Annotated in this window: 15 protein-coding genes; 3 read left to right on the top strand and 12 right to left on the bottom strand. The window is 72.5% G+C overall.

Annotated elements, in window-relative coordinates; translation table 11 throughout:
• Positions 1-88 precede the first annotated feature (88 nt).
• Both ASD33_RS04150 and ASD33_RS04145 read right to left on the bottom strand, forming a co-directional pair.
• Entirely contained in the window at positions 89-1,786 is a 1,698-nt protein-coding gene (locus tag ASD33_RS04150; RefSeq protein ID WP_056553259.1) for a hypothetical protein, read from the bottom strand.
• The gene (locus ASD33_RS04145; protein ID WP_157869992.1) at positions 1,776-3,413 is read right to left on the bottom strand and encodes a hypothetical protein; all 1,638 of its coding nucleotides are present in this window, start codon (positions 3,411-3,413) and stop codon (positions 1,776-1,778) included. The genes ASD33_RS04150 and ASD33_RS04145 overlap by 11 nt, the downstream gene beginning before the upstream one ends.
• Positions 3,414-3,668: 255 nt before the next feature.
• Here ASD33_RS04145 and ASD33_RS04140 point away from each other — a divergent pair, with 255 nt between their 5' ends.
• Positions 3,669-4,139, top strand: a complete 471-nt coding sequence (locus ASD33_RS04140; RefSeq protein WP_056553252.1) for an SRPBCC domain-containing protein — start codon at positions 3,669-3,671, stop codon at positions 4,137-4,139.
• 124 nt (positions 4,140-4,263) lie between these two features.
• Here ASD33_RS04140 and ASD33_RS04135 read toward each other — a convergent pair whose 3' ends face one another.
• Positions 4,264-5,040, bottom strand: coding sequence for a class I SAM-dependent methyltransferase (locus ASD33_RS04135; RefSeq protein WP_107103619.1), 777 nt, complete (start codon positions 5,038-5,040; stop codon positions 4,264-4,266).
• Positions 5,041-5,661: 621 nt separating this feature from the next.
• Between ASD33_RS04135 and ASD33_RS04125 the strand changes: the two genes are divergently transcribed.
• Entirely contained in the window at positions 5,662-6,876 is a 1,215-nt protein-coding gene (locus ASD33_RS04125) for a hypothetical protein (RefSeq protein ID WP_056553245.1), read from the top strand.
• Between the two features lie 80 nt (positions 6,877-6,956).
• Here ASD33_RS04125 and ASD33_RS04120 read toward each other — a convergent pair whose 3' ends face one another.
• The 7 genes from ASD33_RS04120 to ASD33_RS35380 all read right to left on the bottom strand — a co-directional run bounded on the left by ASD33_RS04120 (position 6,957) and on the right by ASD33_RS35380 (position 11,615).
• Entirely contained in the window at positions 6,957-7,685 is a 729-nt protein-coding gene (locus ASD33_RS04120) for a transporter substrate-binding domain-containing protein (protein WP_056553241.1), read from the bottom strand.
• Between the two features lie 11 nt (positions 7,686-7,696).
• Complete coding sequence (locus ASD33_RS04115) at positions 7,697-8,605, bottom strand: aldo/keto reductase (RefSeq protein WP_056553238.1); 909 nt, start codon at positions 8,603-8,605, stop codon at positions 7,697-7,699.
• Between the two features lie 118 nt (positions 8,606-8,723).
• Positions 8,724-9,851 carry an ATP-grasp peptide maturase system methyltransferase gene (gene tgmC / locus ASD33_RS04110; RefSeq protein ID WP_056553235.1) on the bottom strand — a complete coding sequence of 376 codons (1,128 nt, stop codon included), beginning with the start codon at positions 9,849-9,851 and terminating at the stop codon, positions 8,724-8,726.
• Positions 9,848-10,798 (bottom strand): ATP-grasp ribosomal peptide maturase, encoded by a 951-nt coding sequence (tgmB, locus tag ASD33_RS04105; RefSeq protein WP_199863437.1) that lies wholly within the window; start codon positions 10,796-10,798, stop codon positions 9,848-9,850. The genes tgmC and tgmB overlap by 4 nt, the downstream gene beginning before the upstream one ends.
• Positions 10,795-11,106 carry a putative ATP-grasp-modified RiPP gene (gene tgmA, locus ASD33_RS04100; protein WP_056553231.1) on the bottom strand — a complete coding sequence of 104 codons (312 nt, stop codon included), beginning with the start codon at positions 11,104-11,106 and terminating at the stop codon, positions 10,795-10,797. The genes tgmB and tgmA overlap by 4 nt, the downstream gene beginning before the upstream one ends.
• 51 nt (positions 11,107-11,157) lie before the next feature.
• Positions 11,158-11,379 carry a hypothetical protein gene (locus tag ASD33_RS04095; RefSeq protein WP_056553227.1) on the bottom strand — a complete coding sequence of 74 codons (222 nt, stop codon included), beginning with the start codon at positions 11,377-11,379 and terminating at the stop codon, positions 11,158-11,160.
• Positions 11,376-11,615 carry a hypothetical protein gene (locus ASD33_RS35380; protein WP_157869991.1) on the bottom strand — a complete coding sequence of 80 codons (240 nt, stop codon included), beginning with the start codon at positions 11,613-11,615 and terminating at the stop codon, positions 11,376-11,378. The genes ASD33_RS04095 and ASD33_RS35380 overlap by 4 nt, the downstream gene beginning before the upstream one ends.
• A 338-nt stretch (positions 11,616-11,953) precedes the next feature.
• Here ASD33_RS35380 and ASD33_RS04090 point away from each other — a divergent pair, with 338 nt between their 5' ends.
• Positions 11,954-12,481 carry an HD domain-containing protein gene (locus ASD33_RS04090; RefSeq protein WP_056553224.1) on the top strand — a complete coding sequence of 176 codons (528 nt, stop codon included), beginning with the start codon at positions 11,954-11,956 and terminating at the stop codon, positions 12,479-12,481.
• Between the two features lie 27 nt (positions 12,482-12,508).
• On the opposite strand, the gene ASD33_RS04085 is transcribed toward ASD33_RS04090, so the two are convergent.
• Together ASD33_RS04085 and ASD33_RS04080 are read right to left on the bottom strand one after the other, a co-directional pair.
• Positions 12,509-12,916, bottom strand: a complete 408-nt coding sequence (locus ASD33_RS04085) for an Imm10 family immunity protein (protein WP_056553221.1) — start codon at positions 12,914-12,916, stop codon at positions 12,509-12,511.
• Between the two features lie 137 nt (positions 12,917-13,053).
• The gene (locus tag ASD33_RS04080) at positions 13,054-14,337 is read right to left on the bottom strand and encodes a hypothetical protein (RefSeq protein ID WP_057573879.1); all 1,284 of its coding nucleotides are present in this window, start codon (positions 14,335-14,337) and stop codon (positions 13,054-13,056) included.
• Positions 14,338-14,398 lie beyond the last annotated feature (61 nt).

Raw genomic sequence — 14,398 nt, 5'->3', positions numbered from 1 at the left:
AGAACGGACCGAGGGCGGCACCCCCTGCTGGGGGTGCCGCCCTCGGGCGTTGTACGGGCCCTGAGGTAGCGGCCCTACGGGGAAGGGATCAGCGCACGTCGACGAAGTCGGCCCACGGGGCCGCCGAGTGGAAGTGCGTGGAGTCGCCCCAGTACCGGATGCGCCAGCTGCCGTCGACGGAGGCCTTCGCCTTCAGCGAGACCCAGCCGTTGGCGGCCGAGCGGCCGGTGGCGACCTGACGCCAGGTCGTCGTGCCCTTGGCCTGGAACTGCAGGGCCACGGGAACGTTCCCGAACGCCCGCCACGCGCCGCTCGTGTAGTGCTGGAGCGTGCCCGTCGTGGCGACGTACGCGCCCTTGCGGACCGGCTCGGGACCGGAGTTCATGCCGGCGACCCGGACCGGGGTCCTGACCAGCCGGAACACCCGGCTGCTGGACTCCGCGTAGGCGTCGCTGGTCAGGTGCCGGACGCGGAAGTAGCCGCCGCTGCTGTTCGCGGCGAGGCCGAAGGTCGACCAGTAGCCGGCGTACGCCTCCGCGGCGGCGATCTTCCGCCAGCCGGTCTTCCCGTCGGCGGACTGCTCCAGCTGGAGGTACTGGGCCGGTACGGAGGAGCGCGAGCCGAGCCCGTAACGGGGGCGGAAGACGCCGCCCACCGAGACCCGGCCGTCGGCGGAAAGCCCGCCGGTCAGCAGGTCGATACGGGTCTCCCACGGCACGGCGACCGCACCGGAGACCTGGTCGAACCGCAGGTACGGATCGGCGGACCGCACCGTCCAGTAGTCCCCGTAGTCCGAGAGGCCCGAGGCGGCGATCAGACGCGCGGAGAAGCGCCCGTCGGCGTCGGTGTGGACGGTCGTGCCGTACGGGGCGTTGTACGTGTACTCCCCGAGGGTCACCATGAGCGCCTGGTCCGCGACCGGGGCGTTCCCGGCGGCCGGGTCGGTGACGCGGCCGCTGATGGTGACGGCCTCGCCGCTGAGCGCCCGCTTCTTGTCGGCGACGGCGGTGACCTGCACCGCGCGGCCCTTCACGTCGTACACCTGGCGGTACTCGGAGACCGAGCCGTGCACCTCGGCGCTGTCCTCGGAGTACGAGGCCTCGAAGGAGGCGTAGCGGTCGGCCACCGGCAGCGGACCGCCGGTGAACGCGCCGGTGTCGCCGGTGACCGCCGTGACGGCGGAGCCCGGCGTCGTGGCCGTCGGCGCGACGGTGACCGTACGGCCGGACAGCGGCACCAGGTCCCCGGAGCCGGGCTGGACGCCGACGAGCGTGCCCGTCGGGCGGGCGTTGCGGTCGTCCCAGGCGGGGGTGCCGACGCCGAAGGTGTCCAGCCGGGGCCGCAGCCGGAAGTCCAGCGTGCCGGCGTCGGTGCGGGTGAAGGTGTTGCCGAGCGAGTCGGTGGCCGTGACGTCGATCGCGTACGTACCGAGGGCCGGGATGGTCCCGCCGTCCTCGGTGAGGCGCAGCGCGGCCTCGGACGGCACCAGGAAGCGGCCCGCGGTCTGCGAGTCCCAGGGGTTCCCCGGGGCCAGGGCGGGGATCTCGGCGAGGACGGTGTCGCCCTGCCGGACCCGGGCCGACACCGCGGTGACCTTGGCCTGCGGGGCGTCGGTCCAGGCCGCGACCCGGAACGTGCCGCGCTGGGCGTCGTCGGTGAGGGCGGGGCCGATGCCGATCGGGGTCGGCGTGGCCGGTGCCTCGTCGGCGAGGGCGGGCAGGGTGGCGGCGGAGAGGACGGCGGCGGTGAGCACCGCGGTCAGGGAGAGCCGGAGATCAGCGCGCATCGATGTACCTCGCAGTGGTCTCGCTGTAGAAGTAGCCCGCCGGCGGCTGCAGGATCGTGATCCAGGTGCCGTCCTCGTAGGCGGTGGCGCGGTAGCTGAAGTTGCCGCTGGTGTTGGTGACGATGCTCTTGGTGATCCAGTACCAGTTGGTGTCGCCCTTGGGCTTGAAGAGCAGCGTCAGCTTCGCGCCGGCGTACGGCTTCCAGACCCCGCTGACCTTGCGCTGCACCGTGCCGGAGACCGTCATCTTGCCGTTCACCACGGGCCGGGTGGGGCTGATGGTGAAGGCGGAGAAGCGGGTCTCGTAGCGGGCGAGGCGGATGTTGGCGGCGGCCTTGCCGACGAGCTGGTCCGTCTCCGGGTGGACCACCCGGTAGCGGGCGTCCGTGTAGCCCCAGGCGGAGAGGGTGTAGTTGCAGTAGAAGTCGGTCGCGCCGGAGCGCAGGGTGCCCCAGGTGCGCCCGCCGTCACGGGAGTACTGGAGGACGACCGGCTGCACCTTGTCGCAGTACGGCGCGGCGCCGCTGGCGAGCCTGCCGGTCGCGGTGACCTTGCCGTACGCGTCGAGAGTGATCTTGTACGGGCTGAACGAGAACTGCTGCGGGACCGCGATGTCGTTCTTGTCGTACGGGCGGACCGACCCCGCGAAGTACGGCGAGGGCCGCAGCGAGGTGTAGACGGCCTCGGTCACGTAGTACGGGCGCGCGAGGAACGAGAAGGTGCCGTTCTCCGCGGTGTTGATCCCGCCGAGCACGTTCACCGCGGCGGCGTCGTAGCCGGGCTGGAGGCCGGTGGCGACGACGGGCACGCCCGCGAAGGGCTTCCAGCCGGCCGGGGTCAGCCGCTCCACCCGTCCGGTGACCCGGACGTCGGTCGAGGCGAGGACGCGGAACTTGCTCACGTCCGAGGTGATCCGGTACTTCAGGGTCGCGTCCGCGGGCAGGTACGGCACCGGGACGGTGTCGTCCGGGTCGAGGCCGGGCGCCGGCTCGACGATCCGGGCCGTGGCCCCCTGGATGCTTCCGTTAGGCGTGACCGGCAGCGCGAAGCTGCCGTCGGCGCCGGCGACGGCGACCGCGCTGAGCGTCCGGGAGGAGCCGTTGTTGTCGATGGGCAGGGTGACCAGCACCTTGGTGCCCTCGGGGGCGGCGGTGCGCTCACCGGTGGCCGGGTTCCACAGGGTGGTGGTGCCGGTGAGCACGGCCCTGCGGTTGTCCCAGTCGGTCGAGGCGCGGTCGAACGCCAGCTTCCCGACGCCGACGTGCGTGCGGTGCCCGTAGGTGCCCGTCCACTGCTTGGTGGTCTCGCCGGAGAGCCGGTAGTCGACCCTGACCGGGTAGTCCCCCAGGGCGGTGCCCGCGGGGAGGGTGACCGGCGCCTTGGTCGTCACCCAGCTGCCCTTCGGGATCACCTCCTCCGTGGAGGCGAGGACCGGGGCGTCGGCGTCGGCGGAGGCCAGGACGCTGACCTTCACCCAGAGCGCGTTGTTCGGGAGGGTGACGGTGTAGCGGCCGTCGTCCTCGGTGGTGCCCTGGACGGACGTCCAGTCCGCGTGAGCGGCAGGGGCGTGGATGACGGCGGGCACGATGACGCCCGCCGAGAGAGCGAAAACGGCTGCTGCACGCACGAGGGCGTGCGGAAGCCTGCGCGTAGAGCGCGGCAAAGGGGACCCCCCACAGGTCGTGATGGCGGCGTCGCCGTGATCGAGGCGGCCGCGTGGCAGCACTGTAGCGCTGACCTGTTGAACATGTTCACTTGGTTTACCGGGAGCGCCGGGGTGATCCTGGAATGGCTGGATTGGTTCACGGCCGGATTCCCGTACGGCGGTGGACGCGCGTGCGGCCGGACGCACGGACGGCCGGAACGAGGAAGGGAACGGGCCATGGTCACCCTCCTGACGACGCCGACCGACCGCGAGCTGGTCGTGACCCGTACGTTCGACGCCCCACCGGCCCGGGTGTGGGAGGCGTGGACGGGCCCGGAGCACGTACGGGAGTGGTACGGGGTGTCCGCGCTGACCACGACGGTCGTCGACATCGATCTCAGGGTCGGTGGCGCGTGGCGCTGGGGGCAGACCGCCCCCGACGGCCAGGAGTTCGTCTTCTCCGGGACGTACGAGGACGTCGTCCCGGTCGAACGCCTCGACTACACCGAGGTCTTCGAACAGATGCCGGACGCCGACCCGGTCCGCGTCACCCTCACCTTCGACGCGACCCCGGACGGCGGCACGGCCCTGACCAGCACGTCCTTCTGGCCCTCGAACGAGATCCGCGACCAGGCCCTGGCGGCGGGGATGGAGGCGGGGGTACGCGAACAGTACGACCGGCTGGCGGAGCACCTGAGGTCGATGTGAGGGACGGGCTCCCGGGGGAGCCGGCCCTGCCCTTACGGGTGGAGGAGGGCCTGCGCGATCGGCTCGCGTGCGCGCCGTGCCACCACCGCATTGCCCGGGCGGCGGTGACGCGGCGCGTCGGTCGTCAGGCGCGGCGGAAGAGGGCCGTCCAGAGGAAGGATTCGCCGAAGGCGGGGGAGTCGGCGGGTTCGTCGCGCATGCGGCGGACCTCGATCTCCGTCAGGTCCGCGAACAGCGCGCGCAGGGACGCGTCCGTGTACGCGAGTCCGCCTTCGAGGCTTCCCCGCCGGTAGAGCTCCGCGTCCGGGACCTCCGAGCCCATCCCGCCGTCCCCGGCCGCGAACGCGGTCATGGAGAGGTGGCCGCCGGGCGCGAGGACGCGCTCCAGGAGGGCGAGGTAGCTGACCCGGCGGTGCGGCGGCAGGTGGTGGAAGCAGCCGGAGTCGTGGATCAGGTCGTACGGGCCGTCCAGGGCGGCCGACGTGAAGGCGTCGCCGCGTACGAACCGGACGCCCGTCGCCCCGGCCTCCCGGGCCCGCTCCCCGGCCCAGCCGATCGCGGTGGGGGAGAGGTCGACGGCGTCCACCTCGTATCCGAGCGAGGCGAGGTAGAGGGTGTTCCGGCCGGGACCGCAGCCGAGGTCGAGGGCCCGGCGACGCGTGGTGGGCGTGCCCGGGGAGGCGGCGTCGGCGGTCGGCAGGAGGCCCCGCTCGACGTACGACACCAGGCTCTCGTCCGGCTTCGTGACGAAGAACGGGACGGGCTTGTCCCGGTCGGCGTAGAAGCCGTCCCACCAGTCCGACCCGCCCTCCGTCCACCGGTCGGCGTCGGGCGCGAAGAGCCCGTCGAGCAGGCGCAGGACGTCGTCGACCGTGCGGATGTCACGGTTGTTCAGATCCAAGAAGATCTCCCCTCCGAGTTGTCTCCAGGGTAGGGGGAGTGAGGGTAAAAGCCCAGGTCAGGACGGGTGTTGAGGGTGGGCGGGGAGGGGCTGTGCGGGGCGTGGGCCGCGTACGGGGAGGGGGTGCGGGTGCGGGGGTGCAACCCGTACGGGAGGCCTCGTAGGGGTGCCCTCAGGGTCGGGGAGGGGGGTGTGCGGGGGGCGCCGGGGTGGGTTTTCAGGGGGGTCGGGGAGGTGGGCCGGAGGGTGGTCGGCGGGCGGGCGTGAGGTGAAGGAAAGGCGCCAATCTGACAGATGCCCCGGATGTGCGCATTGGCCTGAATCCCGCTGGTACGTAACGGACTTACCGCCCGGACCCGCTCCCCGGCCCGTCTGGCGGTGTGAAATCCCGTCCGGTACATGCCCCGGGCGTTTGGCCGGACTCCCCCGTTGCCGCCGACACCGGCCCCCGCTAGTCCCGTTGGCGGCCCGCGCCCCGCTCCCCATCATCGACACCATCGTCCGAGAGGCGCGAGGCACTTGCCTCCGGGGAGGGAACGACGTGCAGGGAACGACCGCGCAGAGAAGCGATGTTGGGGCCGGGGCTGGGGCCGGGGTCGGGGCCGTACGCGCAGGCCGCGCGTGAGCGTCTTCACCGGCCGCCGCCTCGGCCGGCTCATCGCCGACCGCACCGGCCAGCCCGCACTCGCCCACGACGCCGACGTCGTCGGCAGCGTCCTGCCCTTCCGGGTCAGCGCCCACGTCGCCGACGAACTCATCGACTGGTCCCGTGCCCCGGACGACCCCCTCTACCGCCTGGTCATGCCCCACCGGGACATGCTCGACCCCGCCGACTTCGCGGCCGTCGAACACACCCTGCGGACCGGGGACAGGGACCGGTCGCGCCTGGTCGTCGACGGCATCAGGGAACGGCTGTCGCGGCATTCGGGCGGCTGGGGCGGCGGATCGCGTACGGGCGACGGCGCGCGTACGGGCGACGGGGGAGGCGCGGGTGGCGGGGGTCGCGCGGGCGACCCGTACGACCCGTACGACCCCGACCCCTGCGACCCGTACGATCCCCCGGACCTCTGGGACCCGGTCGGCCCCTGCGACCCGCTGCTCACGCGTACCGCCCTCCTCGACGCGTGCCTCACCCCGCTCCTCGACCAGCCCCGCGTGCACACCGTCCGCATCGGCACGAGGGCCGTGTCGTTCTCGCCCGCGCGGTTCCTGGACGCCCCCGACGCCGACGACCTGCTCCGCCTCTTCGAGCGGATCGTCGACTCCGGGCGGCACCTCGCCCTGATGCTGCACGTCACCCACCCCCGGGAACTCCGGCCCGAAGCGGCCCGCCGCGCCCTGCGCCGGCTGCGGGCCACCGGAGCCATCCTGCGCACCCGCGCCCCCGTGCTCCGGCACGTCAACGACGACGCGGACACCTGGGCCCGGATGTGGCGGGAACAGCTCGAACTCGGCCTCTTCCCGTACTCCCTCTCCGCCGTACGCGGCACGGGCCCGCGCCGCTACTTCGGGCTGCCGCTCGCCCGGACCCTGGAGGTCTGCACGGCGGCGGCGCGGCAGGTGCCGGAACTCGCCCGCCCCGCGTGCGGCCCCGTGATGTCCACGGCACTGGGCACGCTCGCCGTCGACGGGATCGCGCACCTCGACCAGGGCCCGGCGTTCGCCCTCCGCGCGCTGTGGAGCCGCGACCCGGCCCTCACGGGGAGGGTCGCGCACGCCCGGTACGACCCGAGGGCCCGGTGGTGGGACGAACTCGTCCCGTACGGGCCCGGGGACCGGACCCTGATCCCGGGGGAGCCGCTGACGGTGGAGGACGTGACGGGGTTGAGCCCGTAGGGGCCCGAGGGGTCCGTAGGGGTCCCCTCGGCCCCCTACGGGTCCGGAGGGAGGCCTTCCCAGGTGGGCCCCGTCAGGCCTCAGGCCGGTGGGGCGAGCAGCCCCGCGTCCTGGCCGGCGCGGCGGAGCGAGTCGGCGACGAAGCCGTTCGCCTTCAGCTCCTCGACGGTGTCGCGGAGGAAGGCGACCGTCGCGGGGGCACGGCCGACGGTCGTGCCGACCGCCTGCCGGATCTCCATGAACCGGCCGTCGATCAGCCGGAGCTCGGGGTGATCCCCCACGTACGCGGTCATCGGCTGACGGATGCCCGCACCGGCCTCGAGCCCCTCGGCCAGGAACGTGTCGACCCCCTCGTCCCCGCGCACGACGGTCGCGTGCGCGAGGGACCGGGACAGGAACAGGTCGTACGCGGAACCCTGCTTGACCCCGATCCGGACACCGGGCGCGTCGACGTCGGCGACGGAGGTGAGGCCGGAGTCACGGGGAACGGCGTACACGCCCTCGATGACGACGTACGGGGCGGTGAACGCCACCTCCGTCTCCCGCGCCGGGTCCACGGCCAGGAAGCAGAGGTCGGCCCGGCCGTCCGCCATCGCCTCGAACGACTTCCGCGCCGCGTCGAAACAGAGCAGCTCCACGGGTACGCCGAGCCGCGCGCCGAACTCCCGCGCCAGGTCGACGGTGATTCCGGACGGCGCCTCGGGGGTGCCCTGGGCGAGCACGGGATTCCCGAGGTTGACGGAGGCCCGGAGGACGCCGGTGGGGGCGAGGTCGGCGGCGATGGCGGGGCTGGGGGCGGTGGTCGTCATGGGGAGGGAGTCTAGGCAGTGGCCCCGGCGAGGTGGAGTCCGTCGAGCAGGGCCAGCTCGTCGGCGGTGAGCCGGATCGCGCCGGCGGCGACGTTCGCGGCGAGGTGGGCGGGGTCGCCGGTGCCGGGGATGGCGAGGAGGTGGGGGCCCTGGTGGAGGGTCCAGGCGATACGGATCTGGGCGGGGCTCGCACCATGGGCCTCGGCGACGGCGAGGACCTCGGGGCTCTCGGGGGCGGTGTTGCCGCCTTCGCGGCCGGCGCCGGCGATGGCGTAGAAGGGCACGAAGGCGATGCCGTCCTCGCCGCAGCGGCGGACGAAGTCGGCGTACTCGGGGCGGACGCCGATCCCGTACATGTTCTGCACGCAGACGACGGGGGCGATGGTCCGGGCCTCGGCGAGCTGCTCGGGGGTGACGTTGGAGACGCCGAGGTGGCGTATGAGGCCGGCGTCGCGGAGCTCGGCGAGGGCGCCGAACCGCTCGGCGACGGAATCGGTGCCGAGGATGCGGAGGTTGACGAGATCGAGGTGGTCGCGGCCGAGCTGGCGCAGGTTCTCCTCGACCTGGCCGCGCAGGGCGGCGGGCGTCCGCGCGTGCGCACCCCACGCGCCGGAGGCGTCGCGGCAGGGCCCGACCTTGGTGGCGATGACGAGGTCGTCGGGGTAGGGCCCGCCGAGGGCGCTGTTGATCAGCTCGTTGGCGGAGAGCAGCGGAGAGAAGTAGAAAGCGGCGGTGTCCACGTGGTTCACCCCGAGCTCGACGGCCCGCCGCAGCACGGCGATGGCCTCGGCCCGGTCACGGGGCACGGCGTCCTCGACGAGAGCGGCCCCCCGCTGGGGCAACCGCATGGCACCGAATCCGACGCGACGGACGGTGAGATCACCGAGGGTCCAGGTGCTGGGGGTGGAGGTGTCAGTCATGCGGAGGATGATCGCCGAGACGGGGCCCGCGAGGCCAGGGGGGTGGGTGTTCGGGGCTGGGGCGTGGCCGCTTTCTTTGTGAGTGGGATGGCTCCGTAGGAGCCCGGCGCTCGACCGGCTAGGTCGGCCAGGTGATCGTCTGGCCGTCCGGGGCGACGGTGATCCTGAAGTCGTCCAGGTCTGGCGATCCGGTTCGCCGCCAGCGGGTCACGTGGTCCTCGACCGTGTCCCACAAGCGGTCCTCGCCTCCCTGGCTGACGATCCAGCGGGCGCCGTCGCGACGCAGGGTCGCCCACGAACCGGCGTCGGCGTCGAGGAGTACCTCGACTTCTTTGCCGCCCTCGGACGCCACGCGGATGCGCTGGGTACGTGGGGCGGCGAGTTGGGCGACGAACCGGGTGGTCCAGTCGTCCAGTGAGTCGGCGCCGACGGGTGTCTCCCGTTCTTCCCCGGCGGCGAGGTCGGGCAGGACGCCGAGGGGCGGTGGCAGATGGGGGCGGGCCTGCATGAACGAGACCTGGCCGCCGAGCAGCCGGCCGTGGGCGCCGCCCTCCCCGTCGACGGTGAGCAGGGCCAGCTCGGAGGCGTACATCCATCCGCCCACCGTGACGAGGATCCGGCCGCCGGGCCTGACCTGGGCGAGCCACGCCAGCGGCACCTCCAGGACTCCGCAGGTGGCCACGATCCGGTCGTAAGGGCCGCCGTCCGGATCCCCGGCGAGGCCGTCCCCGACGAGTAGGCGGGGGGTGTGTCCGGTGGCGCCGAGGGCGTTCCGGGCGCGGACGGACACGCCTTCGTCGATGTCGATCGAGGTCACGAGGCCGTCACCGAGACGGTGGCAGAGGAGAGCGGTCGAGTAGCCGGTGCCGGTGCCGATCTCCAGGACGCGCATCCCGTCCTCCACGTGCAGTTCCTCAAGCATGCGGACGACCAGGCCCGGCATGGTGCTGGAACTGGTCGGCGGGCGATGGATCCGGCCGTGGAGGTCGCCGGGGACGACGGTTCCGGCGATCTGGGTCACCAGCGATTCGTCGGCGTACGTGGCCGGGAGCCACGCGGGGTCCGTGGGCATCACCGGGCTCCAGCCGGTGGTGCCGTCTCCGTCGACCCGCTGGAAGAAGCCGCCGCGAAGGAACTCGTGGCGAGGGGTGTCGAGCACGGCCCGCCGCCATCGGGGCGAGCGCAGGTGTCCGTCGGCGGCGAGCCGGTCGGCCAAGCCGCGGGTGAGCTCAGTCCCGTCACTCACGCGGTCCTCCGTTCCAGGAGATCCGCCATGGCCGCCACCATCGGCAGCCCGGTCTCCGGCTCCAGCCACGCCCACTGCCCGGACGGGTTGCACTCCAGGAACCACCATGCGCCCGCCCGGTCCACGGCGAAGTCGAAAGCCCCGAAGACCAGCCCGAAGTGGTCCAGATACCGGTGAAGAGCGTCGACGATCCCGGACGGCGCCTCGACCACGGTGTACACGAGCCGCTCGTAGTCGGTACGCCAGTCCAGCAGCCCGGACTCGATGCGCACGCTGAACACCTCCCGCCCGATCACGGTCACCCGCACGTCCGCGGCCTTGTCCACGCGGCGCTGGAACAGGTGCGCGGTGCCGGCCACCCGCTCGTCGATCTGGTCCTCGGTGACCTCACCGACCTCGACCGTGCAGGACACCCTGCCGATCCGGAAGGGCGGGGTCGACAACGGCTTGTAGAGGACGGGCCCGTGGCTCCTGGCGAAGGCGCGTGCGGCGGCCGGGTCCGAGGTGACGAGCGTCGCCGGGACCCGGAATCCGCACCGGACGGCGGCGGCGAGGCCGGAGGGCTTGAACTCGGCGTCCCCGATGCGGTGCGGGTGGTTCACGTAGAGGCAGCCGGGCAGTGAGGCGAGGACGCCGCCGAGACCGTAGCGGGCCTGGGTGACGGCGAAGCGGAGGTCCTGCTCGTCGAGGTGGGTGAAGGCGAAGCCGGACGGGCGTCGGTAGTACAGCGACCGTACGGCGGAGAGGTCGGCGGTCCGGGTGGGGGTGGACAGGGTTCCCCCGATGCCGTGAGGCGTGAGTGAAGCCGCGAAGGACAGGGTGGCGGGGAAGTCCCCGGAGTCGAGCCGTACGACCGGGACGCCCCGGTCGTACAGCTCGCTGATCACCACGTCGGCCGTGGGGTCGTCGATCATGGTGACGACCAGCACCGGGCCGGTGCGCGTCACTGGTCGGAGTCGTTCCCGGTGTCGCTGTCCCCGCCACCGGAACCACCGCCGCTGGAACCGTCGGACGGGTTGCCGGTGTTGGTGCCCGGGTTGGTGCCGGTACTCGTTCCGTGCTGGGGCATCTCCATGACCTGGCCCGCCAGGTCGAAGTAGCGGGCGGTCTGGGTGTCCGGGTCGACCTCGGCCCGCGCCCAGGAGGGGGCCATGGCGGGGTAGGGGACCATGCGCTGCACACCCCAGGGGGCGGGGGTGTCGTACCCCAGGGGCAGGGGGGTGCCGGTCGGGAGTCGGTCCGAGTGACGGAACACGGGTTTCTCCAAGGTGAGTTGGCGGGTGAGTGGCATCTGCGGGGGTGGTGCTCAGCCGTCGGGGGTTTCGAAGGCGGCGTGGATGTTGTCGGCGGAGGTTGTCCACTCGATGCCGTTCGGGGGCCGGATGTGGGCGATGCGGACCACGCGGCCGTCGTGATGCAGCTCGTGGGTGACGGCGGTGAGCTCGCCTTCGCACCGGCTGGCGGTGTCGCGGACCTTCGTGTGGAGCAGAGGGTGCTGCTCGTGGCCGTCGTGCCCTACGGGATTCACGTACGGGCCCGGGCGAGGGCCTGGACCGGGGCCGGTCCCGGAGGTGGGGCTTCGGGCTCCGCCAGGGGTTCCTCCTCGACGGGGACGTCGACCTCCGCCCGGCGCATGAACCTCGCCCATCCGGCCGCCGCCCGCAGCCGGAGCGGACGGCTGGGCGCGCCGGGCGGGGGTTCGGGGGAGGTGTGCGTCTGGCGGCTGGAACCGGGGGTTCTGCGGGGTGGGTCGGGAGTGGGCATGTGGGGGCTCCTCTCAGGAAGGGCAGCGGACGGGAGGTACACAGGGGCGCCCCTTCGGCCCGCTGCCGCAGGTCGCGCAGTGGAGCCGTTGTTGCTCCTCGATGTGCGCGTCAACGCCCGCTACCCGTATGGGTGCTGGTCGTTTCCGCGTCTTGAACGTACGGTCGGCGCGGGCGCGGTAGGACTGACCGGCAGTACGTGTTGGAGGACGGAACGTTCTCGGGGAGTTCGGCCATGACGTCAAGACCACCTGCGCGGGGTCGTGCGGCTACGGGATCCATCGCGGGATTCGTCCTGCGCTTGGCGCGCGAAAGCATCCCGCGCACGCAGACCACCATATGGGCGTCCTCAAGAACGCCAAGCGCACCGGGTGGTGGTTCACCGGGAACAACAATCCCGAGTCGATCGCCGAGCATTCGTTCCGCGTGGGCATCGTCGGCGCCGTGCTGGCCATGATGGAGGGCGTGGACCCCGCCAAGGTCGCCCTCATGTGCCTGTTCCACGACACGCAGGAGACGCGGATCGGCGACATCCCGCACATCGGCCGCCGGTACATCGACGCGGCGTCGAACCGGACGGTCACCGCCGATCAGGTGTCCGCCGCGCACCCGGCGGTGCGGGCCGGGGTGCAGCGGGTGGTCGAGGAGTACGAGGCGAACGACAGTCCCGAGGCGATCGTGGCCAAGGACGCGGACAAGCTGGAGTGCCTCGTGCAGGCCGTGGAGTACCGGTCTCAGGGCAACACGCTGGTCCAGGACTGGATCGACACGTCCATGAACAGCCTCAAGACGGCGTCGGCGCGTGCCCTCGCGGAGGCGGCGCTCACGATGTCTCCGCTGGAGTGGCGGAAGACGTTCCTGAGCTGACGCGGGGCTCGGCGCCTCGGTGAGGGGTCAGGTCGGGAAGCCGGTGAGGAGGGGGTGGGATTCCTCGCGGCCGGAGGTCAGTACCTTCGCGAGTACGGTGCGCAGCTCGGCGATGCTCTCGGCCGGTACGTCGAGTACGGCCTCGATCGTCGTGTCGTCCAGCTCCAGGTCGTCCAGGCAGGCCGGGTCCAGCGTCACCGTGAGCGAGGTGTCCGTGAGGGTCGCCTCGCGGACGCAGCCGTAGGCCGTGCACTCGTCCGGGGTGGTCACTTGGTACGTGTCGAGCCCGAGCGGGACGTCCTGTGCGGACGGCTCGCCGAGGGCGCGCGTGAACAGGAGGAAGAAGCCCTCGTCCTCCTCCGCCACACCGGCCTGCATCTCGCCCTCGACGTCCGCCTCGGCCGCGACGGCGCGGGCTGTGAACCTGTATGTCATGCCCGGGTTCTATCAGGAGCCGCAGCGTGGCCGCGGCCCCGGGCTGCGGCCGGTCGTGTCGGCGGGCCGGTCGCAGGTCGGGCCGAGGTCGAACCGAGGCCCGGCTCACCCGGCCGCAGGTCGGGCCGAGGCCCGGCTCACCCGGTCGCGGGGTACACGTTCAGGTCGATGCCCACCGCCGCGTACTCGTTGATCACGTACGTGCTCGCGCCGTCGTAGAGGCCGCGGTCCTTGCCCGTGCGGGCGTCGAGGATGACGCCGTCGGCGTCGGCCGTGGCGTAGACGGCACCGTGGAAGGCGTTCTCGACCTCGGGCTTCTTCCGCGAGGGGTCGTTCTCGGAGATGGTCCAGAGCACCTTGCGGCTCTGGGCGTCGATGCCCCGTGCGGTCTCCTTGGTGTCGCAGACGACCACGGACCGCTGGTCGTGGACGCAGTGGATGAGGCTGCTGTTCGGTGCGCCGGCGACGCGCTCGCCCGTACGGCTGTCGCGCAGCGTGCCCGCGACGAAGAAGCCGCCTCCCACCTGCTCGACCTCCACGCCGGCGCGGTCCTCCTCCTTCCAGCGCGGGGAGCCGTCCGTGAGCGCCAGGCCCGCGAGGGCGAGGTCCTTCTGCGGGGAGTGCCAGCCGTCGATCGCCTGGAAGGTCGCCTCCTCGCTGAGCTGGGCGCCGATGACGACGCCGCTGTCCAGCACGCCGCCCGCGAAGCCGTCCTTCTGCCAGGTCACCTGGTGGCTCTTCAGGTCGACCGCGTAGGTGGTGGCGCTCTGGCCGCCGTCCCTGCCGCCGCCGTCCGTGCTGGTGAGGACCCTGACGGCGGCGGTTCCGCCCTCGGCGCCGATCACCCCTGGCTCCAGGTCACTCACGGTCGCCCCCTTCGGCGCGGGCAGCCGGATCGTCCAGGACACCTTGCCGCTGTCCGCGTCGACGGAACGCAGGTAGACGTCGGTCCGGTCGCGCTCGGTGCCCGAGCCCTTCGTGTAGTCGGCGTACGCGAAGAGGACGCCCGTGCGCCCGTCCTGCTGGGCGAGGACCGGGGGGATGACCTGGTCGTCGCTCGGCTGGCCCTCCTTGCCGGTGTACCAGTCCTTGCGGCCGAGGGGGGACGACCAGAGCTTCTGCCCGGAGTGGGTGTCGTAGGCGTCGAGGGCCGCGGAGGTCCGGTGGTACAGCGTGGGCCCGTGCAGGGCGAACCCCCAGTCCTTGACGTCCTCGTCCACGGGCAGGGCGATCTCCTCGCCGAACTTCGCCGGAGGGTCGAACGCCTTCGGCTTCGCCGCGGCCGGAGGCTTGGCGCCGGAGGTCGCACCCGGGGCCCCGGCGTCCGTGTCCGTCCCGGACGCGCCGCCGGAACAGCCCGCCAAACCGGTCAGCGCAGCCACCAGAGCCAGATGCGTGACGTGCCGGTGCGTCGCTCGCACAGTGATCCTCCTCGGGGTAACTCACCGTCAGACTAGTGGTGTTGTCCTCGTGGCGCGTTCG

The sequence above is a fragment of the Streptomyces sp. Root1304 genome (genome assembly GCF_001426405.1).
Classification (GTDB): domain Bacteria; phylum Actinomycetota; class Actinomycetes; order Streptomycetales; family Streptomycetaceae; genus Streptomyces.
This window is presented reverse-complemented; position numbering and strand designations above follow the sequence as displayed.

Coding starts and splice junctions, on each gene's coding strand:
- ASD33_RS04150 (WP_056553259.1), bottom strand. CDS start 1,786: ATGCGCGCTGATCTCCGGCTCTCCCTGACCGCGGTGCTCACCGCCGCC.
- ASD33_RS04140 (WP_056553252.1), top strand. CDS start 3,669: ATGGTCACCCTCCTGACGACGCCGACCGACCGCGAGCTGGTCGTGACC.
- ASD33_RS04120 (WP_056553241.1), bottom strand. CDS start 7,685: ATGACGACCACCGCCCCCAGCCCCGCCATCGCCGCCGACCTCGCCCCC.
- ASD33_RS04115 (WP_056553238.1), bottom strand. CDS start 8,605: ATGACTGACACCTCCACCCCCAGCACCTGGACCCTCGGTGATCTCACC.
- ASD33_RS35380 (WP_157869991.1), bottom strand. CDS start 11,615: ATGCCCACTCCCGACCCACCCCGCAGAACCCCCGGTTCCAGCCGCCAG.
- ASD33_RS04090 (WP_056553224.1), top strand. CDS start 11,954: ATGGGCGTCCTCAAGAACGCCAAGCGCACCGGGTGGTGGTTCACCGGG.
- ASD33_RS04085 (WP_056553221.1), bottom strand. CDS start 12,916: ATGACATACAGGTTCACAGCCCGCGCCGTCGCGGCCGAGGCGGACGTC.